Genomic DNA, 19,906 nt, shown 5'->3' on the forward strand with positions numbered 1-19,906 from the left:
TATTTAAAATAAAATTAAATCACAAATAATTGAATAAAATGAGATGAAACATTTGATCATAATTTTTTAATTATGAAATTTTGAATAATGCTTTTGCATTTTTGTACATAAAATTATCTCGAAATGCTTTTTTGATGTTTAGTTTTGCTACAAAATTAAGATATGAATCCATAGTACTGATTGGCCAATCTGTGCCATACAAAAGATATCTAGGTTCACCAGCATAGTTTATCAATTCTGCAACTTTGTCTTTCATCATTTTTTCAAAAAAGTGATCAAAGGATCCAACAACCAATCCAGATACATCCGCATAGACATTTTTATTTTTATAAATTACTTCTTGAGCATCCTGTATCCAAGGATTTCCTAAATGGCACATTACAATCTTCAATTCAGGATTATCGACAGCTACATCATCTAAATTAAGAGGTCTTGAATATCTCAATTTTCCTTTTTCAGAATATGTGTCTCCAGTATGAAACATTACTGGAATGTCAAATTCAATACAAATATCATAGACCTTTTGATATCTTTCATCATAAGGGTAATAGTGTTCATAACCAGAGTAAACTTTCATGGCTTTAATTTTACCATCTTTAATCAATTGTTTATAATTTCTCAGATCATCATCAGTGTGGTGATCAATTGTAAATCCAGCTGCAACACCAAGATTATCATATTTTTTAATTCCCTCAATAATTTGTTCAGTGGATGGTCTTTCAGCATTAACCTTGTATGATGACAAAATTATTGCATAATCAACATTGTTACTAGTCATTTCAGTTTGAAGCATTTCTAATCTGTCTTCTAATAACGGAATGTGTTGTGTTAATTCATATTGGTTTACATGAACATGGCAGTCAATAATCATGATTTTTCTTCAAAATGTGGATTTTTCCATTCAATAAAAGTTGCATAGTTAAGTGATCTAGGATCCTTCATGTAATTAGGCAATATTTTGACAAATTTGAAATGATTTCGGAGTTGAAAAGTTAAAACAGGTTCTTTTATTTCATGACGTTTTACTTTGACAACATATTCTATTGGTGAGAGTTCTTTTGCAAAGTCACAGTAGTTGAACAATCTACCTCCAGCAATAATTCTTCGCAAGTTTAGTTTTATTGCCAAGGCTTGTCTTGCACTATACAACTTTGTTGCAACCCCCAATCGTCTATGATTTGGATGGGATGACACATCAGCACCATATAGTGAATCCCCTTTTGGGTCATGATTTTTTAAAAAACTATCTCCACATGCGTCTTTCCAGGTATGATCTTTATACTCTGGATCTAGGCGAACTATCAAACTACTACAGGAACCAATAATTTTTTTATTATATTCTGCGACAAATTGACCTTGGGGGAAAATCTGTAAATGTACTTTAAGTTGTTCAGGTTTCCAATAGACTCCTTCTGCAGCCATAACAGGGAAAGCAGCTTTTTGTAATTCAACTACTTTAGGTATATCTGCCTGTCTCATGTTTCGTATTATCACATGACTGTGTCTAGATTGAATTGACATTGAACTATTTATTTCCTCATGTGTATTGACCTAATATCTTATGATCAAAAACCATTTTCTTAGAAATAGATTTGTTCATAAATATTGAATAAAATTTTTTTAACGTATCATTTACCCCAGTTTAAATTTCTATAAAGAATTGTGATTAGGGTTATTTTAATCTGATGAATAAGCATATTTAGAATAATTTTTGATTCATTTTAATTTCAATACATTGTTTTCATCTTTTTCTTTTTTCGTTGATCCTTTTCTTTAGAAGACGATTTTAAAGAATAGTCATATTCAGGATATAGTTTTGCAAAACGCTGCTCAACTCCTTCATTAGCATCATAGTTTGAAAAGTCCATAAAACTCACACATTATCCTCGTTGTGCCAAACTGAATCTTTTTCTTTACATGAGTCAGAACAATAATCCGAATTAATTTCTAACTTGCCACCACAATAATTACAATGAATTGATGGATCATAATGTGTTTTATCAGATATTGATTCGTGATAGTTTAGCAACTGTAATTTATACTAACAAATTGTTTAAAAAACAATACATAATTGATTTCATCTAAAATGAAATCAACTCAATGGTAGTATAAATAATTAGATTTGTGTTTTACAATAGATATTCAGTGTTACAAAAACGTTGTAAAAGATGTCATCAACTGTTTGATAACAGGGCTAGTGATTATTGTACATTTGAATGTGCATTGAATCACTATTCAAATTTTGAGAGGTATGTTGATGCACAGTGAACAGTGTCCTGCGTGTGAAAGTATTATTGAGGAAAACTCTGGAAAGTATTGTTCGAATGTGTGATTTTTTGCGTCAATTTCTCAAAATCATGGCAAGAAAAAAAAGTATGATTATTCTTGAATTTAAAAGGTGATTTTTATGCCTGATGAATCATGTGGAAAGTATGGGGAGTATTCACTAAATTACTCATTATGTGAAAAATGTAAAGCGCCAGTTGTGTTTATCTATAGAATATGTGCAACTAGGACCCCATTGAATATCACCATGAATGGTTTTGTTTTAGAATTGATGATAGTAAATTGCTTCCTGCAAAGTCGTATTCATACCAAAGATACAAAATTAGTTTTTCATATTAGATAATAATTTTTCAAGTTCGGATTAAAAATTATTCCTATTTAGGGTTTCAAAAAAGAAAAAAATTATTTTGTAAGTACTAGAGAGTAGCTTACAGTGAATGGTGTATCATTCATGGTATGAAGTGCCAAAGCATTTCCTGAGAACATTGTAGAGCCTGATGCTTTTGATGGAACCAATATGAGTGCATAGAATGTTTCACCATCGGCAGTCCAATAAGGAAGTCCTCTAAGTTCACCTTTAGTCATAGGCCCCAGCAAAGTTACAATTTGAACAGGCTCTGATGCATCCCATGTTAAGTGACCAGAATATGTTTTCTCACTTGGTCCCAACAAGATTGCAAGCTGATGTGATTCATGTCCAACTCCAGGATCTTGTTTTGAAGTTACAGTTCCTTTAATCAGTTTATCACTTGATGTAGAATGCTCTGTGTATGTTACAGAGTAGGTCACAGTGAATGGTTCCATATTTTTAGTATGAACTGCAATTGCATTTCCTGAAAACTGCCAAACGCCTGAAGAGGTTTCTCTGTCAATGAATGTTAATCCAAATTTAGTTTTGCCATCCATAGTCCATATAGGTTGTCCTTTTGCCATTCCATCTTTTAGTGGGCCATGCAATGCTACAAGCTGAACATTTTCAGATGCAGAATATGTTACATGTCCACGATAAGTGTTTTCACTTGGTGGAAGAATTATTGCAAGCTGATGTCCTTCATGTCCTTGACCAGGGTCTTGAACTGATGTTATAACTCCAGTAACAGTCTTTGGAACTTTTAGGGTTGAAACTTCTTTAGCTTTCTCCATCGTTTCAGCTTTTGCGTCTTTCTTTGGTACTTCTTTAGCTTTTTCAGCAGATTCTGATTTCTTTTCAGATTTTACCTCTTCTTTCTTTTTTGCCTCAGATTTTACTTCTTTTTGAGATTCAGAGCAGAGTCTATCACCACAAACCTTCTTTGAGTTAATTGCACTGGCTGCAGTGCCTTTGCTTTTTAGAGCGTCAGCTGATTCAATTAATCCCAATGGAGTGGCAATTGTTCCTGTAAGTAATACAGCAACTGTGAAAATTGCTAAAAGTATTGTTTTGGTCATTAGTGTTCTTTTTTTGATGAACATAATAAGTGTAAAGAGTAGGGCTTTGTGCTGAATTGAATCAATTAGCCTCAATTTAACCAACTAGCATTAATATCAAATTTTTAAGATACATCTTTTGAAATTTCAATAAACAAAGTATTTACATATTGAGGAGAAATTAGAATGAACATTTTGAGAGTACAGTATTGGATATTCATGTTATTTTTTATTCCATTTATTCCAATAGTCCACGGAATATCGGGTGAGAACCTAATAGATTTTCCAGGTGCATTTATCACTATTGGAGGTATTTCAATTGACGACAGTCTGATTGCTGCGCTTACAAATATTGAAAATATTACTAGTCAGTTTGGGATTGAGGTATCATTTACTGAACTGATTGCATACTCAATTGGAATGGTCATTTATGGAATTTTCATTTGGAATTTCTACAGATTTCTTGCAAGACGTGAAATGATTCCATTAGGTCTTAAAAAATATCAAACAGATGGGAAAAAAATTACATCGATTATTGCATATATTTTCAAATACGTCATAGTCTTTCCGCTGGTTGTTTTAGTTTGGTTTGTTGTTTATTCTACATTTTTGTTCTTTATGGCCCCAGACATTCCCACAGAACATGTTTTTTTAATAGTAATATCGCTTGTAGTTACAGTTAGAATCTCAGCATATTATAAAGAAGATCTTGCAAAAGATTTTGCAAAATTAATCCCCTTTGCATTATTAGGTATTTTTCTTACCAGTAATATTTTCTTTACACCTAATGACATCATAGATAGAGCTTATGGTTTCATTCCATTTTTGGGAAAAATTATTGGGTTTGTAACATATGCGATAATAGTTGAAGCAATTTTACGGATTTTATTTTTAGTGAAAAGAAAGATTTTGCCAGCAGCTGATGAAAAACTTGAAGGGAAAATTGAAGAGCAGATTAATGAAAAAATAAAAGTACATGTAGAAAAAATTGAAGAGAAACAAGAGAATCTAGAGAAGAAAATTGAGAAAGAAACAGATGAGATTGAGAAGAAAATTGAGAAAGAAAATAATTCAAGCCAGGATGGAAAGAAGAAATAATTTTGGCAGGAGGCTCAACAAAAGCAGTTTATGCAGCACTTTTTGGGAATCTTGGAATTGCAGTTACAAAATTCGTGGCAGCTGCAATGACTGGCAGTGCCTCAATGTGGGCAGAATCCTATCACTCTGCATCAGATACGGCAAACCAAATTCTCCTGTTATTAGGAATTAGATTAAGCAAAAAACCTGAAACAGATTTACATCAATTTGGTTATGGAAAATCGCAATTCTTTTGGTCATTTATTGTAGCAACCATGATCTTTGGAATTTCAGGAATTTTGTCATTAGAGCAAGGATTTTCATCTTTGTTAGGTGAAGAACACCAATTTGAAAACCCTATAATCAATTACATAGTATTGATAATAGCGGCAGGATTTGAGGGAAATGCATTAAGAATCGCAATTAGTCATTTCAAAAAACCAATTGTTAAACGTGGAGATAAAGCTGGTTTTTCAAATTTGTATAAAGAATTCAAAAACAGTAAGGATACATCCATTCTAACAGTCATAGTTGAAGATACTGCTGCCTTGTTGGGAATCGGTGTTGCAGCAGTTGGGATTTTTCTTACAGACATTACAGGGAATACACAATATGATGCAATTAGCTCCATCATCATTGGAGCTTTATTGATGTCTTTTGCATTTTTCTTGGCAAAAGAAAATCGGGGATTATTGTTAGGTGAATCAATTTCTGATGAACAGAAAAAACAGATCTTATCTTTAGTGAACACAATACCTGAAGTTCACAAAGTGGTCACTATGAAAACTATGCACCTTAGTCCAACAACAGTGATTGTTGGAATTGAAGTCAATCTAATTGACGGATTAGACACAGACAAGATAGAAACTATCACAGATGAAATTGAACAGCAAATAATGACAGTTTTGCCACGGTCAAAAAAAGAATATATTTTTGTAGAGATAGAACGCTAATTTATTAAATCAAAATTGTCTTTTCAAGATTAATTATTTTTCAATTTAGGTATGTGTGAAATCTTTTCCACAATGTGGGCAAGTATTATTTTTTTGATCTCTTTTTTTCCTCAATTCTTCTGTAAATGCAGATGCCATAATTCCTGTAGGAATTGCATATACTGCAATTCCAAGTATTGCAACCCCAGCACCAATTATTTTTCCAGCTATGGTTACAGGATACACATCACCGTATCCTATAGTTGTAAGTGTGATAACACCCCACCACATTGACGATGGAATACTGGAGAATAATTCAGGCTGGGCCTCATGCTCTGCATGATACATTAAGCTAGAGGCAAAGATCAGCACGATAAATAGAATGAAAAATGCTACGGCCAAATCACCTGCTTTTGATTTGAATACATCACCTAGTGTCTGCATGGGTTCAGAATATCGGGCAAGTTTGAATAATCGAAATAGCCTCAAGAGTCGAATTATTCTAATGAATCTCACATCTGTTACTACAAATGGCAAAAAGAATGGCAATATTGCAGCTAGATCAATTAGCATCATGGGCGTGACCAAAAATCGAATTATACTGTATTTGGAATGTTGGTATTTTGGATTTAATTTACAAACGGTTATTCTTCCTGCATACTCTACTGTAAAGACAATTATTGAAAATACTTCAAAAGGAGTAAATAAATAACCATATTCATCCAAAACAGATTCTTCTGTTTCAATAATTACAACTAGTACATTTACAGCAATTAGTATAATTATGAAAATTTGGAAACTTTTTGTAATTTTGTCATTAGTAGTACCTTCTAAAATTTCATATGCTCGTTGCATTGCTTTATTGGTCACTTGATATTCATCTTTGATAATGTTTAGTTTTAAACAGTTCTCATTAGGTTTTTAATAATTCTTTAAAAATACAATTGAATTCAAAAAAATCTACAAAAAGTCAGAGAAGAATTATTTTTGATAATTTTTGACTTAGAGCCATTTCTTTCGTTTAAACCACGCAATCATAATTCCCGAGATAGCTGCCATTCCAGTTAACATGACAAAATAACTTCCTTCCCATTGCAATTCTGGAACATATACAAAATTTGTTCCATATATCCCAGCTATGAATGTAATGGGTATGAAAATAGATGCAATTATTGTAAGCGTCTTCATCACCTCATTCATTCTATTGCTTACACTCGACAGGTAAGTGTCTAGCATACCACCAATGACATCGCGCAGTCCCTCTATAGTGTCTATTACCTGAATAACATGATTGTAAACATCTCTCAGATAAGTTCTAGTGTTATCAGAAATCAGCATTGTTGAATCACGTCCAAGAAAATCTATTATTTCACGAGCAGGCCAAATTGATTTTCTCAAAGAGATCATTCGACGTTTTAATGTTTGAATTGTCTGCATAGTATCGGCAGTGGGATTTTTCATCAATTCTTCTTCTAATTCCTCGGTAATGTCTCCAATTTTTTCTATAACTAGAAAATAACTATCAATTATTGCATCAATTATTGCATAAGATAGATAATCACTTTTAAGATTTCTAATTGCACCTGTTTTGTTTCTCAGTCGTTTTCTAATTTGATCAAAAAAATCAGCCTCAATTTCTTGAAATGTAATGACATGATCTTTTGCCAGAATTATTGAAATTTGTTCCAATTCTAGCTTTCCTGTTTCATTAATATAATGAGGCATTTTTAACATTATCATAACATAATTATCAGAAACTTCAATTGAAGGTCGCAATTCAGTATTCATAATATTTGCCTGATGAAGTGGATGAATTTCAAAACTATTTCCAAATGCTTCAATGATTTTTGGATCATGTATACCAATGACATTAATCCATGAAACATTTGGTTTGTCCTTAGATTCTAAACATTCTTCAATTTTTACATTATTTTGTTCACTAATTGTTTCATTATCATATTCCATCATATCTATTCGAATGTTTTCTACTCTTTTTTCTCCAACATGAATCAGAGCTCCTGGACTTTGTCCAATTGTATCAGATAGTGAAATTTTTTGAGTTTTTGTTTTGTTTATAATCTGGGAAATTTTTGTAATATCTTGCAATCCCAAATCTTTTGTAATTTCTTTAACTTTTGATGTCTTGCTTGCAACTCCAACAATAATGAACCCTGCAACTATTGAAAAGATTATGCTAATTACTAGTGGAGTAAAATCACCGACAACTGCAGCCTGATAGATTGCTTCTACATCAGTGGCAGTTCCTGCTTTTGCAACCAATCCAATAACAGAGTCAAGTAAGAAAAACAGGAACGAAATTAAAGAGCCAATTATGATTGCAGTGACTACAGTAATTCTTGGTGGAACTTCAATATTTTTTTCACCCTTGTAAGGAGAAAGATACTTTTTGTATCGGATTATCATTAATGCCATACCTGTGATAATTAAAGTGGAAATTATCCACCATGTAACAAGCCAGGGTCCCTGTTGGGAGTCTATTTGTTCAACTCCAGAAATAAGATCTTGAATGTTACCAGTTAAAGGTAATGAAAGTAAAGATGTAGCTATTCCAATAACAATTTGATACAAAAAGGCAAAAGTAAACCCATAAACTAGTCTATTGACAATGATTCCAATTTGATCTCTCAATTTCCACCCATTATTTTCATTAAAGTTTAGTGTATTCTAATTGATGTTGGTTTATTTTTTATGACCTCTTCGATTTTGATTATAATCAGAGTCCTAGCATTAAACCATAAAGTTTTGCTCTAGTCTCTAACAATTCTTTTCTCAAATCACTAATATCTAATGCTAATTGTACAGCTGCTTCTTCACCTGAAGAATCAAGTTGTTTTGAGACCAATAATCTCAAACTGCTTCTTTTTTCACCTAACTGTATTTGTAGTTCATCAACTTGTTTTTCAAGAGATGAAATTTGCAATGAAACACTTGAATTTTCACTAATCTTAGTCATTATGGATTGGGGATCTACAGCGTTAATTTTTCCAATACCAACTTGACATGATTCAGGAATGATTCTATCAATTAGTTTAATATCAACAGAGTCAGAATCGGAACTTATTGTAATAAGTGGAACACGTATGCTATCTGCACCAGAACATGCTTCAAAGACAACATTGAATCTCATCAAATCAGGATTACTAGAAACTGGTTTTACAACAGATTCTGTAACAGATATGAGATTAGTATTCATTCCAGTAAGAGGTTGGCCTGTAATAGATTTTGGAAAATCAATCTCAGATACTTTGACATTTGGAGGAACATACAATACCAGTAAATATCTTCTTAGTTGGTCTTGAAGATCATTAAGTTCTTTTTTGAGTGAAATAATATTGTTTATGGTTTCAGGGTTTGGTATTTCATCAGTTTTTGGAAGGCTTTGTTTTGCAGTTTTTATTTGAGATTTCAAATCAGCTATTTGGGTTTCTAGCGAAGAAATTTTTTCAGAGATTCCGCCCTGGTTTAATAATATTGCAGAAATAGATTCAGGATCTGCAGCTTTAATAATTACAGAGCTTATATAACAAGAGTTTGGCTGTATCATACTTCCAAGTTTTACTTGTTTTGTTTCACTGTCAGAAGTTACAAAAATCTCAGGTGCTCGAATTACTTTAGCTTTAGCACATGCATCAAAAATATAGGCATAGCCAGAAATGCTAGAGGATGTAGCTGCAGTTTTAGATGGGGTTAATTGTTTAACGGTAAATATTTTTTTAATTGTTCCAGCAGGTTCGCCTTTGGTAACTTTTTTTGTTTTAATTTCTCCTATTTTTTGTTCTGTAAGTTTTTTTGCCCATCCCATTTGAGATAATTTTTCAGCAGTGACAGGTTTTACACAAGATGCATTTCCAGAAGAAGCTTTTATGATCTTTACTAATCCTTCACTGCAGACTATTTGCTCTGCAGTAAAATCAAGTTTCATTTGTTGTTTGGGAGAAATGACATCAGCAAAAGTTTGAGATGTTAATGGACCCGAAAATAATATAACAGTTAAGAAAAAGGCCAGTAAACCAGTTAATTTCACACAAATTCTCATAATTTCACATATAAAAACTAGAACTTGATTGAGTCAAATTTCAACTAAATCAATTTGTGTCCTTTTTATCTAATCCCAGATTTTTGAGAAACTTGTTTGCCTCAATTAAGGCATGTTTTTTTATTTTTACACGTTCTTCTTTATTGATGGATTTTGATGCCTGATGTAGGATCTCATCCATGAGATGAATCCCGCTCTGAGCTCCCTTTCGTAGACCTAATTGATACAACAGAGGAAGATTGGAGAGATTTGATGATACTTCCAGATTAATTTCAGGAACATCAGGGGATTTTTTATTGGGAGATTCAATGTCAATGAATTTATCAACTACTTTTGAAAGAACATTATCAAGATTCTCGCTTAGATTGCGCTCAAGTTTTGTATTCTTTTCTTTTCTTGCCATCATTATAATTCGTTTAATTTTGAGAAGAGCTTGATTGGTATCAACGGAATCAAAATCATTTGCAGTAAGATTAACTTTAAAGTCGTTCATAAATGCAGAAATAATAAAAGATAATGCTTCTTTTCTGCATGAAGATTTTGTAGTTCCAAATGGACAATTGTCACAATTTGTAGTAAAATATCGTATTCCACGTTGACCAAAACTAGATAAAATGATTTTTCCTTGATCACGTAATTTAGAAATTGTTCTTGATGCAAGTCCTTCATCAATTAATAGAGCCTGGGAGATTTCTTGATTAGAATATGAACCTTCATCAATTAATTCTAGAATTTCTTTTTCTAGATCACCTGGAGAGCGCCTTGACGGCTCTTCAATTGCATCAGCTAAATAATGAGATACAAGTTTATCACCAGGTTGATGATTAATTGTAAATACTGTTCCATCAAATTCAGCATCTAGTCCAGAGGATGTTTCTGCTTTCAGGATTTTAATTAGAATTTTTTCTAAATTTTTAATTTTGAATTCTTTTAAAACATTAGACAACTTAACATTTGAAATTTTAAGATTGCCTGAAACATATTGATTGTATAAAGCCCATCTTACCTTTCTTTCATCACTTCTTTCAATTAATCGCAATAAACTACAAAAATGATCTATTTCATCCCATTTTATCTCAGAGAGTTCATCTTGAGAATTTTTGACGAACAGAGTTTTGTCAAGATTCTGCAAGAATTCTTCGAATTGTTTTATTGTTTGAGATTTTGTTTTTGTTGTTTGTTTAATTTTGACACTTTTGGATATTGCCTTGAACACATTATCTTTTGGCACAATAGAGTAAGTTCGAAATGGTTTTGTTTCATATTTTAGAAATTCAAAAAACTCTAAAGACGTGCCGTGAATAGAACGGGGTTCAAAAACTTTTAGTCCCATGAGTGTAGAATTAGAGAGCCCCATACACATATGAGATTATTTGATTATTTATGCGTACTAAGACAACTACATGACTAGATTTACATGAAAATAATTATAGGGAAATTTCATCTAAATCAAAATTTCATATACTTAAAATAAAATTAAATTATAATTTTTCATGAGTATATCCAGATTCTTCATTAAGATAAGCACCGTGATTCTAGAACCACCACCCCCCCCCCTTCAAGTACACTGACAATAAATTACAAAACTTTCACCAAAAGGAGAAGTTTTTTGTGTATTCATAAAGAAAATTTTGAATATAATAAAAGGCGAAGGAAGTTGAATATCAGGTAAGAAAAAGAAACTCTTCAACGATGATGATGAAGAAGAGTATCCTAAAATTAGAGTATAAAATAAAATTCCATCATGGCATTATTAACAGCTGATGAAATTAAAAAATTAGATAATGCATGTGGCATATTATCTAATGAAGATAAAGTAAGACATGTGGGTGTGATTAATGAGCTTGGAAGATTAGTTGCAGGTGGATTCAAAAAAGGAAAATCACCACTTTTAGAAGATGAGAAAATTTCCATGACATACATGCAGATGCAATTAGATTTTAAAATGAGAAAAGAGTTAGATGACGTATTGGGACCAATAGATTATATTGCATCAAGAAGAACTAAGCAATTGATCATTAGCGTGCCAATTGGAGAAAATTTAGTACTGATTTCAGCTGAACCTGATGCAGATGATAAATTAATTATCAAAAAAGCAGAAGAATTGTTTGACGACATTACAATTAAAACAATCTAAAATTACAAATTTTGTTTTAAATAATTCTTTAAAAATTATCTTAAGTTATATATCATATACAAAAATTAAAAAATAAGAACATAATTAAATTATTTTATTTTTACAATTCATTGACTAATCAGATATCTATTGTTTGAACATTTCAGAATCAGAGAGGCTGCCTTCGGCCCACCGCCTCGGTATTAACCTTGATCCATTGAAGAATTTTCAGTTGGCGTATCAGAGGATTTAGGTATTGTAGATATGGGTTCTTTACCAGAACCTTCTGAATTTATTGCCGACATCTTAAAGTTGTAAGATGCTTCATTTGAATGCCTCCAGTATTTCAGGATCAAATTTTATCGAACTGTCTTTTCGCATATTTTTGGATATTGAAGACAATATTCTTTGAATCAAGAGTAATCATCCTCAACAAATATCCAGGACAATCCCATTACATCCATTGCACAAGTATTTTGTCCAGATATTATTTCAGGGCGAATTTTTTCTCTTTCTTCTACTGGTGTTTCGACCAGAATTTTTGTAGGCTCAGATTGCCTTGGTTTCAAAGTTAAACTTTGCATTATGTAGAATCAAAGAATAATTATTATTTGACTATGCCCAACAATTTGTGGCATGCCTTTTATGGAACAAGGAACGATTTATGGAAATTTACATGCATACAAAATGTATACAAGACCCACAGCACAACGTCTTTTTGGAACTTACTCATTTAGAAAAAAGCAAGGAATAAAACATCACGAAAATGCTCAAAGAGCGTTAGAGATTCTAGCTTTGAATGGCACACTTACTACATGGGGAATGGCAAAAACACATCTCGATGATTCCGGTGGGATTAGGACTAAAGAAAAAGAATACAGAAGACTTCTTGTTGGCAGAATGGCAAGAGGAAAACACACCATAGGATTGTTGGAATCAGGATTGGTGGTAAAAAATGGAAAAAGATATGTGAAAGCACCTGCAGATCAATATAGATTATCATTACATGGAATTTTGTATTGTTTGGATGTTTTAGATTTAACAGATAAACAAATTGATACAATTGCTGAAAAATATGCAGAAGTACTTCCAATGGTTTTTGGGAAATGGGAATATCTAAAATCAAACATAGGAAAAGAGGTGTACAGATTAAAGAATCTAGCAGGAGGGTTGTTTATGGATAATATTCAAATTGCAAAGATTTCAAACTTTCCGGTTTATGAGTTGATGACATATTTGAATGTGAAATATCAGAATAATTTTGAACAGATAGAAGAAAAAGATTTGGCAAATCAAATATCTTTTTGGTTTTATACTAATTTGCTTGTACCAACAAGATTTAGATCCTCTGGAAAACGTTCATCGTTAGAGATAAAGCCATGGACAAAAATTATTCATGATGACATAACCATAAAAAAATGGTATTATGAATTTGTAAACGAAGCCATAAAATTTTATAATAATCGCTTTAATAAATTAAAAAAATTAGAAAAATAAAACAAATGATAAAGCCTTGTTCATTTTCATAATTATGCATACTGGCCAACAATTTCTTCTAGTTGTTCAAAAGAATATGGCTTGTGAATTGTTGTGATTAGTGACATACTTTTTGCCTTTAGGTGTTTTTTCTCATCCATAGAAAATGCAGTAATTAGGATGACATTTGCTTCTGGATCAAACTGTTTCATTTTAAAAAAAGCATCAAATCCATCCATTTTGGGCATCTTTATGTCCATAATTGTCAAGTTTGGGCGAACATCTTTGTATTTGGATACAGCGTCTTGTCCGTCTTCAGCAGTAACCACATCATATCCCATACTCCTAACCATGTAAGATGTATTTTCTAGCAGATCTATATCATCATCTACTAGCAAGATAGTTTTCTTCAATGACATACATCAAACAAAGAAGTCATTATGATAAAACTTTCGGAAAAATCATCCATAATTTATTCTGATGAGATAGGCATAGTTATGATAAAACAAGTGGGATTATTTTGGGCAGAAATTGTTCCCTTGTGTTGTTCAATGATATTTTTGCATGTAGATAGACCCAACCCGGTTCCCTTTTGTTTAGATGTTACAAGTGGTTGAAAAATATGTGATAATATCTCTTCAGGAATATTAGAACCAGAATTTTGGATTTTTATTATTATATTAGAATTTTTTTGTTCTATCATACATGAAATTTTCCCATCATCTTTTCCAATTGCTTGAATTGCATTAAGGAAAATATTGATAAAAACAATTTCCAATTTTTCAGAATCGCCAGTTATTTGAAGTTCAGTTTCGGGGATTTCTAGTAAAATGTTATGAGGTATTTCTATGGAATTTTTTGCAGATTGCATTAAGTCACTTATTTTAATTAGTTTTACATCTAATGGTGTAACACGGACATAATTTAACACATCATTAATTTGATGCGATATTGTATCAATAGAACGATTCATTCGTCTGACAACGTCTTTTATTTCATCATCATTTTTAGAATTTTTCTGCAATATTTCAGCTGAGCTCTTCACAGTTGCTAAAGGATTTTTTATGTTGTGAGCCATGCTTGCTGAAACTTCTCCAATAGCTGTAAGCCTCTCATTTTTTATTTTGACATTGGCCTCTGCCAACTGCTTTTCTGTATTGATCAATTTTTGTAGATTTTTTGCCATATCATCAAAGGATCTGCTAATTGTGTTGATTTCATCAATTTTGTTTGTTTTTGTATTTGTTGTCTTAAAATCACCATTAGAAATTGAATTAGCAGTTATTGCCAAATGTTTTAATGGAGACGAAACAGTACTGGAAATTAAAAATGCACCAATGATTGATGCAATCATACCTAAAATCGATACTCCGATGATTGAATTTCGTAATTCAACAAACTCATTAACAATAGATGAACTGTTTTGCTCTACTACAACTATCCAGTCAAATCCTTCAAAAGTTCTATATCCAGTGGATTGTGCATAAGAGACAAGACGAAAATTATCTACATCATCATCATCACCTAATTCAAAAAATCCAACGTCATTCCCTTTTTGTATAGTTCTAAAATAGGAAATCGGAGACTCATTCAAGAAAATTTCTTTGTTTGAGAAAATTTGTGCTCCATCATGATCTAGTAACAAAACAGTCCTTCCTGGAATGGTAAGAAGGGCAGATTCTTGAATAAAATCATTTAATAAATCATCAAGTGTAATCAAGACTCTTAAAATTCCAATAAAATTTCCGTCTGTATCCATGACACTGTATGCAAACTCTATAGAATAGTTTTGATAGGTCTCATTAAATTGAAGTTTTCCAATATATTGTCCATTTTCTTTTGTTTGTTGCCACCATTCCTCGTCACTTTGTGAATAATCTGATATTCCAGAAGCCAAAGCAACATTGGCACCATAAGCATTAGTAACAAAAAGTTCTTCTACAACATCATAGCCATATTCATCTTGATAGAACTCTATTGTTTCTAAAAGATCTCTTGTTAGAGCAACATCAGATACACCTCCTATGAAAGGATTATCTTCTGTAAATTCTATTTCCTGTTCTTTTATTTGTAAATACGCTTTGATATTTTCAAGTTTTTCAAATTCTTTATTTGAATCCAATAATGTATCACGAAGCAATTCTGTCTTTGATAATTCCTGAAAATCAGATATTCTGCTTTCTATATGCCTATCCAAATTTTGAATCATATTAAATGCAAATCCTTCATTTCTGGAGCCCAGGAGTTTTTTGATTTCCTGTACAGTCAAATCAAAAGTAACCAATCCTGTAATCGTAAAAGTAAGAGATATTCCAAACATGACTGCAATTATTAGAAAAGATATTTTCAAGGGATTAACTAGCCAAGATCAATTAATTGTGAATTTAAACATTCACTAATTTAAATGAAAAAAGGCATGCCACAATTTTTCCGCTATCGACAAATACTTTTTTCACATTTCTATAGCATGCAACTGCTATTAAGCAAAAAAACAAGCCATTCTGAGGCTACAAATAATCTGGTTGAAGGAATACCAGTAGAAGAAAGAGAAAATCCTTTGCAGATACAATCAATGCCTGAAAAAACACTACAAATAGAATCTATTTTTCATCAAACTAGATTAAATATAGAAATAGGAATGTACTGGATGTTAAGCAAGTACCAACAATCATTACATAAAAAACATCACCAAGAGACAACAAAATAAAATATTTGAGTCAAACAAATAAACTAAAAAGAACAGGTTTGTAGTAGGCATGCCACAATCCAAAATCTTTGATTAAATAACATTGTTTTTGCTGTTTTTTTTGGGATGACTTGGTGTAAACAGAATAGTTTAATTTTAGCATTAATTTTGATGTCATCATTTTTCATTCCAAATCTTTTGTCTGAAGCATATGGAGTGAAACTAAGTATTACTGAAATAAGATGTAAAAACCATCTTCCCAACTACATCAAACTTGGTGAAATAAATTACAAAGAAAGATACAAGAACAATAGAGTAGTAGATAATTGCATAAAATTATTCAAAGATTCAAAATCTGGACTCTATTTTGATCCCTCAAAAGTAATCATTACCAAAAATAGTAACACATCATTTAAAATGATATATGATAAATTAGTTGGGGAAAAATATCATATTATAAAATACCAAGTTTGCAATAACGAAGAAAAAACAAAACAGAAAATATTATTTCAATCAAGTTCTGAAAAATCCTTAATTATCCTTCCCAAATATCTAGCACCAAATCAATGTACTTATTTTTGGACTGAGGTTGTTTCTGGAAACGTTGATTCAATCACAATATCATGGGATACAGGAAATGAAAAATCACTAAAAATTAGAAAGACATTCAGGTAATTATCAACTAAACTTTTCTAAAAACTGAAAAATGGGATTAAAAATCATAGGTAAAAAGGTAAAGGCATGCCACAAATTAAAAGTAATTGTCAAATAACAAAAGTTGTTAGTTTGGTTCATGAACTCTTTGAGAGATACAAATTTCATCAAGAGTCAAAATAACGAAGAAAAAACCACTCTCTTTGTTTCTCGTAATCAGCCCATAAATTCTAATGATGATATAATTCTCTCAAAGAGTATTTTTTATGCCTGCAATAGATGCGACGGAGCATTAATTCCAATATCAATCTGTATCTTTTGCAAAAGGCCATCTTTACGAAGTTGTACAAATTGTGATATGACTATCGATACCAGATATCATGAATCCTGTAAAATTTTGATATCATTTGGAAATACAATTTCAAAAAAAAAGTACAGAGGAATTAAACGTATGAAAAAACAAATTATCGGAGTGCAACATTGATCCCATTACAATGAATAAGGTAAATTTTGCGCGATTATTTTTGGCCTTCAAGAAAGGCACGTATCTCGATATGTTTTGATGACCAACTCATAGATCGGATTCAATGAGATAGTGTCGCCATGTTTTAGAACAATTACCCAACTCAAGTTTAGAAAGTTCTTTTACCTTTTTCTCAACATTTTTTCCATTATTATTGACTACTTTGCTGAACCTATTTTTCATTTTAGGAATTTTTGTTAGATTCATGGGTATTTTCTGTTATCTTTTTCAATTCTGAAAGAATCAGAACTAGTATTTCCTTTTCACTTAATTTCAAAAGTTCTACTGTTTCTTCTTCAGTGAATTTAATATCTTCATTTATTTTTTCATATGTTTTAAGATCGACCATATTAAAATAGGATTATAGTAGGTGATTAAACTTTTCCAAGTAAATCTTGTAATGAATAATGAATATCACAGAATAGAACTGTTCCATTAGGCAACGTCTTGGCAGTTATGCAATGACCATCTTCTAATCCCTTGCCACACACATAACATTCAACTTTAGAAACTGAGGATTGTGTGATTTGTGATTTTTGTAGACTGTGCATATTATGCATCATAGTCTGATTTACTCCCTGCATGGTAACTAGCATACGTTCAAATACGATATAAAGGTACCGTACCATACGGTAATTATACCATGCCTGAGAAATGAATTATTTTAAACAAAAATTGCACCATCAAAACCCACTCATCAATTTAAATAATAAAGAACTGAAATTTTGTCTATGGGTGGACACCTTTGGAAATGCTCAAGCAAAAGTAATACCCCTAGATTTATCTGAAAACCAATTTCAAATTTACAATAAAATCTCAAGAAACTATTCTCATTCATTTCTCTTTGAATCTCTTACTGGTCCTGAAGTTTTAGCTGAAACATCAGTAATGGGATTTGAACCAAAAATAATTCTCAAAGGATATTCCGATAAAGTAGAAATCATCTCGGATGGAAAAACAAAAATCATTCAAACTATGGATCCATTTTCAGAACTAAAAAAACTATTGGGAAAATCAGATGATCAAAGTTATCGATATTTAGGAGGAGCAGTAGGAGTTGTAAACTATGATGCAATAAGATTGGTAGAAAATATTGCAGATTCTTACAATTCAAAACAACCATTAATGGAGTTTGGAATTTATGATGATGGGATACTTTATGATAATTTACACAAAAAACTATTCTACTTTTATCATGATGAAAATAGATTTGACAAATTAATTATGAATGAAGACACATTTGGAGAATTTCATTCAAGTGAAGTAACACCGAACATGAATAAAGAAAAGTTTTCAGAAATTGTAAACAAGGCAAAAAAATACATTCATGATGGTGACATATTTCAGGTTGTCTTATCTAGAAAATTTTCGTTTAAAAATCAAGGAGACAATCTAAGACTATACAAAACATTACGAAATCTAAATCCATCTCCATACATGTATCATCTAAAACAAGATACAAAAACAATCATCGGTGCATCTCCTGAGATGTTAGTAAGAATTACAAAGGATAAAGTAGAAACATTCCCAATTGCAGGAACTAGAAAAATTACAGACAATGAAGAAAAAAACAAACAGCTTGCAGACGAACTAATCCATGATGAAAAAGAACTAGCAGAGCACACAATGCTTGTTGATTTGGGCAGAAATGATATTGGTAGAGTTTGCAAATACGGAACTGTCCATCCAGAATCATTAATGCAGATAAAAAGATTCAGCCATGTTCAGCACATAGTCAGTCACGTTGTAGGGAAGTTAGCACCTGAAAATGACATGTTTGATGCGTTTCAGGCAGTGTTTCCTGCAGGGACAGTGTCAGGTGCCCCCAAGGTTCGTGCAATGGAAATTATTGATGAATTAGAAACAGAAGCTAGAGGACCATACGCAGGAGCAGTAGGATATTTCTCATACAATGGCTGTTGTGATTTTGCAATTGCAATTAGAAGCATATTCATTGAAGGAAATGATGGATTTGTCCAGTCAGGTGCAGGAATTGTTTCAGATTCAATTGCAGAAAATGAATTCAAAGAAACAGAACACAAAGCGGGGGCAATGCTTCAAGCATTAAGAGAGGCATCAAAATGAAATTTCTAATTATTGATAACTATGATTCATTTGTATACAATATTGCACAGTATCTAGGGGAGTTAGGAGTAGGTTGTGAGGTGATAAGAAATGACAAAATTACACTAGAGCAAATTAAACAAAACAACTATGACGGAATAATAATTTCCCCAGGTCCTGGAACTCCAGAGGACAAAAAATACTTTGGAATTTGTGCAGATGTAATTAAAGACATGGGACCAACTACTCCAATTCTCGGAGTTTGTTTGGGACACCAAGGGATCATTCATGTATTTGGTGGCAAAGTAACTAATGCAGGATGTGTCAGACATGGCAAAACAAGTCTTGTCAAGCATACAAATTCAGAGTTATTCCAAAATGTAAAGAATCCATTTAGAGCAACTAGATATCACAGTCTGGTTGGAGACAAAACGGTAATTCCAGAGATTTTGCAAGTGACTGCCACAGCTGATGACGATGGAGAAATTATGGCAATCACACATAAAAAATATCTAATTCAAGGAGTTCAATTTCACCCAGAATCCATAATGACTGAAGAGGGTAAAAAGATCCTAGAGAATTTCATAAATCAAGTAAAGGAGAAAAAATCACGCTCAAAATAGAGCCT

22 protein-coding genes are annotated in these 19,906 nt (G+C 31.9%); 8 read left to right on the top strand and 14 right to left on the bottom strand.

Annotated elements, in window-relative coordinates; genetic code table 11:
* Window positions 1-70: 70 nt before the first annotated feature.
* The 5 genes from C5F50_RS06990 to C5F50_RS07010 all read right to left on the bottom strand — a co-directional run bounded on the left by C5F50_RS06990 (window position 71) and on the right by C5F50_RS07010 (window position 3,714).
* Complete coding sequence (locus C5F50_RS06990) at window positions 71-871, bottom strand: amidohydrolase family protein (protein WP_179370677.1); 801 nt, start codon at window positions 869-871, stop codon at window positions 71-73.
* Complete coding sequence (locus tag C5F50_RS06995; protein ID WP_246281980.1) at window positions 868-1,521, bottom strand: GNAT family N-acetyltransferase; 654 nt, start codon at window positions 1,519-1,521, stop codon at window positions 868-870. Before C5F50_RS06995 ends, C5F50_RS06990 begins: the two co-directional genes overlap by 4 nt.
* A gap of 206 nt (window positions 1,522-1,727) precedes the next feature.
* Complete coding sequence (locus C5F50_RS07000; RefSeq protein ID WP_179370579.1) at window positions 1,728-1,877, bottom strand: hypothetical protein; 150 nt, start codon at window positions 1,875-1,877, stop codon at window positions 1,728-1,730.
* A complete protein-coding gene (locus C5F50_RS07005) occupies window positions 1,874-2,029 on the bottom strand; it encodes a hypothetical protein (RefSeq protein WP_179370678.1) in 156 nt (51 codons plus the stop codon). The genes C5F50_RS07000 and C5F50_RS07005 overlap by 4 nt, the downstream gene beginning before the upstream one ends.
* Window positions 2,030-2,688: 659 nt before the next feature.
* Window positions 2,689-3,714, bottom strand: a complete 1,026-nt coding sequence (locus tag C5F50_RS07010; RefSeq protein ID WP_179370679.1) for a hypothetical protein — start codon at window positions 3,712-3,714, stop codon at window positions 2,689-2,691.
* A 165-nt stretch (window positions 3,715-3,879) separates the two neighbouring features.
* On the opposite strand from C5F50_RS07010, the gene C5F50_RS07015 reads away from it, so the two are divergent.
* Window positions 3,880-4,791 carry a hypothetical protein gene (locus C5F50_RS07015; protein ID WP_179370680.1) on the top strand — a complete coding sequence of 304 codons (912 nt, stop codon included), beginning with the start codon at window positions 3,880-3,882 and terminating at the stop codon, window positions 4,789-4,791.
* Window positions 4,792-4,793: 2 nt separating this feature from the next.
* On the top strand, window positions 4,794-5,723 hold the full coding sequence (locus tag C5F50_RS07020; RefSeq protein WP_179370681.1) for a cation diffusion facilitator family transporter: 930 nt from the start codon (window positions 4,794-4,796) through the stop codon (window positions 5,721-5,723).
* A gap of 45 nt (window positions 5,724-5,768) precedes the next feature.
* On the opposite strand, the gene C5F50_RS07025 is transcribed toward C5F50_RS07020, so the two are convergent.
* From C5F50_RS07025 to C5F50_RS07040, 4 genes are all read right to left on the bottom strand, one after another.
* Window positions 5,769-6,572, bottom strand: a complete 804-nt coding sequence (locus C5F50_RS07025) for an ion transporter (protein WP_179370682.1) — start codon at window positions 6,570-6,572, stop codon at window positions 5,769-5,771.
* A gap of 132 nt (window positions 6,573-6,704) precedes the next feature.
* A complete protein-coding gene (gene corA / locus C5F50_RS07030) occupies window positions 6,705-8,351 on the bottom strand; it encodes a magnesium/cobalt transporter CorA (RefSeq protein WP_179370683.1) in 1,647 nt (548 codons plus the stop codon).
* Between the two features lie 85 nt (window positions 8,352-8,436).
* Window positions 8,437-9,747, bottom strand: a complete 1,311-nt coding sequence (locus C5F50_RS07035) for a hypothetical protein (RefSeq protein ID WP_246281981.1) — start codon at window positions 9,745-9,747, stop codon at window positions 8,437-8,439.
* Window positions 9,748-9,808: 61 nt separating this feature from the next.
* Window positions 9,809-11,116: a helix-turn-helix domain-containing protein gene (locus tag C5F50_RS07040; RefSeq protein WP_179370685.1), complete on the bottom strand. Its 1,308-nt coding sequence runs from the start codon at window positions 11,114-11,116 to the stop codon at window positions 9,809-9,811.
* Window positions 11,117-11,503: 387 nt separating this feature from the next.
* On the opposite strand from C5F50_RS07040, the gene C5F50_RS07045 reads away from it, so the two are divergent.
* Complete coding sequence (locus tag C5F50_RS07045) at window positions 11,504-11,896, top strand: DUF6659 family protein (protein WP_179370686.1); 393 nt, start codon at window positions 11,504-11,506, stop codon at window positions 11,894-11,896.
* Between the two features lie 392 nt (window positions 11,897-12,288).
* Here the strand turns inward: C5F50_RS07045 and C5F50_RS07050 are convergent, their stop codons facing one another.
* A complete protein-coding gene (locus tag C5F50_RS07050; RefSeq protein WP_179370687.1) occupies window positions 12,289-12,459 on the bottom strand; it encodes a hypothetical protein in 171 nt (56 codons plus the stop codon).
* A gap of 52 nt (window positions 12,460-12,511) precedes the next feature.
* On the opposite strand from C5F50_RS07050, the gene C5F50_RS07055 reads away from it, so the two are divergent.
* Window positions 12,512-13,372, top strand: a complete 861-nt coding sequence (locus tag C5F50_RS07055) for a hypothetical protein (RefSeq protein WP_179370688.1) — start codon at window positions 12,512-12,514, stop codon at window positions 13,370-13,372.
* 32 nt (window positions 13,373-13,404) lie between these two features.
* On the opposite strand, the gene C5F50_RS07060 is transcribed toward C5F50_RS07055, so the two are convergent.
* Entirely contained in the window at window positions 13,405-13,770 is a 366-nt protein-coding gene (locus tag C5F50_RS07060; RefSeq protein ID WP_179370689.1) for a response regulator, read from the bottom strand.
* 53 nt (window positions 13,771-13,823) lie between these two features.
* Window positions 13,824-15,701 (bottom strand): sensor histidine kinase, encoded by a 1,878-nt coding sequence (locus tag C5F50_RS07065; protein ID WP_246281982.1) that lies wholly within the window; start codon window positions 15,699-15,701, stop codon window positions 13,824-13,826.
* A gap of 117 nt (window positions 15,702-15,818) precedes the next feature.
* On the opposite strand from C5F50_RS07065, the gene C5F50_RS07070 reads away from it, so the two are divergent.
* Window positions 15,819-16,058: a hypothetical protein gene (locus C5F50_RS07070; protein WP_179370690.1), complete on the top strand. Its 240-nt coding sequence runs from the start codon at window positions 15,819-15,821 to the stop codon at window positions 16,056-16,058.
* Window positions 16,059-16,163: 105 nt separating this feature from the next.
* The gene (locus C5F50_RS07075) at window positions 16,164-16,712 is read left to right on the top strand and encodes a hypothetical protein (RefSeq protein WP_179370691.1); all 549 of its coding nucleotides are present in this window, start codon (window positions 16,164-16,166) and stop codon (window positions 16,710-16,712) included.
* Between the two features lie 686 nt (window positions 16,713-17,398).
* Here C5F50_RS07075 and C5F50_RS07080 read toward each other — a convergent pair.
* Window positions 17,399-17,563, bottom strand: coding sequence for a hypothetical protein (locus tag C5F50_RS07080; protein ID WP_179370692.1), 165 nt, complete (start codon window positions 17,561-17,563; stop codon window positions 17,399-17,401).
* Between the two features lie 25 nt (window positions 17,564-17,588).
* Entirely contained in the window at window positions 17,589-17,843 is a 255-nt protein-coding gene (locus C5F50_RS07085; protein ID WP_246281983.1) for a hypothetical protein, read from the bottom strand.
* Window positions 17,844-17,949: 106 nt separating this feature from the next.
* On the opposite strand from C5F50_RS07085, the gene C5F50_RS07090 reads away from it, so the two are divergent.
* Together C5F50_RS07090 and C5F50_RS07095 are read left to right on the top strand one after the other, a co-directional pair.
* Window positions 17,950-19,299 carry an anthranilate synthase component I family protein gene (locus C5F50_RS07090; RefSeq protein WP_179370693.1) on the top strand — a complete coding sequence of 450 codons (1,350 nt, stop codon included), beginning with the start codon at window positions 17,950-17,952 and terminating at the stop codon, window positions 19,297-19,299.
* The gene (locus C5F50_RS07095) at window positions 19,296-19,901 is read left to right on the top strand and encodes an anthranilate synthase component II (protein WP_179370694.1); all 606 of its coding nucleotides are present in this window, start codon (window positions 19,296-19,298) and stop codon (window positions 19,899-19,901) included. Before C5F50_RS07090 ends, C5F50_RS07095 begins: the two co-directional genes overlap by 4 nt.
* Window positions 19,902-19,906 lie beyond the last annotated feature (5 nt).

Source organism: Nitrosopumilus ureiphilus, from assembly GCF_013407185.1.
GTDB classification, from domain to species: Archaea; Thermoproteota; Nitrososphaeria; order Nitrososphaerales; family Nitrosopumilaceae; genus Nitrosopumilus; species Nitrosopumilus ureiphilus.

Excerpts from the sequence above, each read along its gene's own strand:
- C5F50_RS07085 (WP_246281983.1), bottom strand. The coding sequence starts at position 17,843 with ATGGTACGGTACCTTTATATCGTATTTGAACGTATGCTAGTTACCATG.
- C5F50_RS07050 (WP_179370687.1), bottom strand. The coding sequence starts at position 12,459 with ATGCAAAGTTTAACTTTGAAACCAAGGCAATCTGAGCCTACAAAAATT.
- C5F50_RS07010 (WP_179370679.1), bottom strand. The coding sequence starts at position 3,714 with ATGACCAAAACAATACTTTTAGCAATTTTCACAGTTGCTGTATTACTT.
- C5F50_RS07055 (WP_179370688.1), top strand. The coding sequence starts at position 12,512 with ATGCCTTTTATGGAACAAGGAACGATTTATGGAAATTTACATGCATAC.
- C5F50_RS07095 (WP_179370694.1), top strand. The coding sequence starts at position 19,296 with ATGAAATTTCTAATTATTGATAACTATGATTCATTTGTATACAATATT.
- C5F50_RS07040 (WP_179370685.1), bottom strand. The coding sequence starts at position 11,116 with ATGGGGCTCTCTAATTCTACACTCATGGGACTAAAAGTTTTTGAACCC.
- C5F50_RS07015 (WP_179370680.1), top strand. The coding sequence starts at position 3,880 with ATGAACATTTTGAGAGTACAGTATTGGATATTCATGTTATTTTTTATT.
- C5F50_RS07060 (WP_179370689.1), bottom strand. The coding sequence starts at position 13,770 with ATGTCATTGAAGAAAACTATCTTGCTAGTAGATGATGATATAGATCTG.
- C5F50_RS07045 (WP_179370686.1), top strand. The coding sequence starts at position 11,504 with ATGGCATTATTAACAGCTGATGAAATTAAAAAATTAGATAATGCATGT.
- C5F50_RS06990 (WP_179370677.1), bottom strand. The coding sequence starts at position 871 with ATGATTATTGACTGCCATGTTCATGTAAACCAATATGAATTAACACAA.
- C5F50_RS06995 (WP_246281980.1), bottom strand. The coding sequence starts at position 1,521 with ATGTCAATTCAATCTAGACACAGTCATGTGATAATACGAAACATGAGA.
- C5F50_RS07070 (WP_179370690.1), top strand. The coding sequence starts at position 15,819 with ATGCAACTGCTATTAAGCAAAAAAACAAGCCATTCTGAGGCTACAAAT.
- C5F50_RS07075 (WP_179370691.1), top strand. The coding sequence starts at position 16,164 with ATGACTTGGTGTAAACAGAATAGTTTAATTTTAGCATTAATTTTGATG.
- C5F50_RS07080 (WP_179370692.1), bottom strand. The coding sequence starts at position 17,563 with ATGGTCGATCTTAAAACATATGAAAAAATAAATGAAGATATTAAATTC.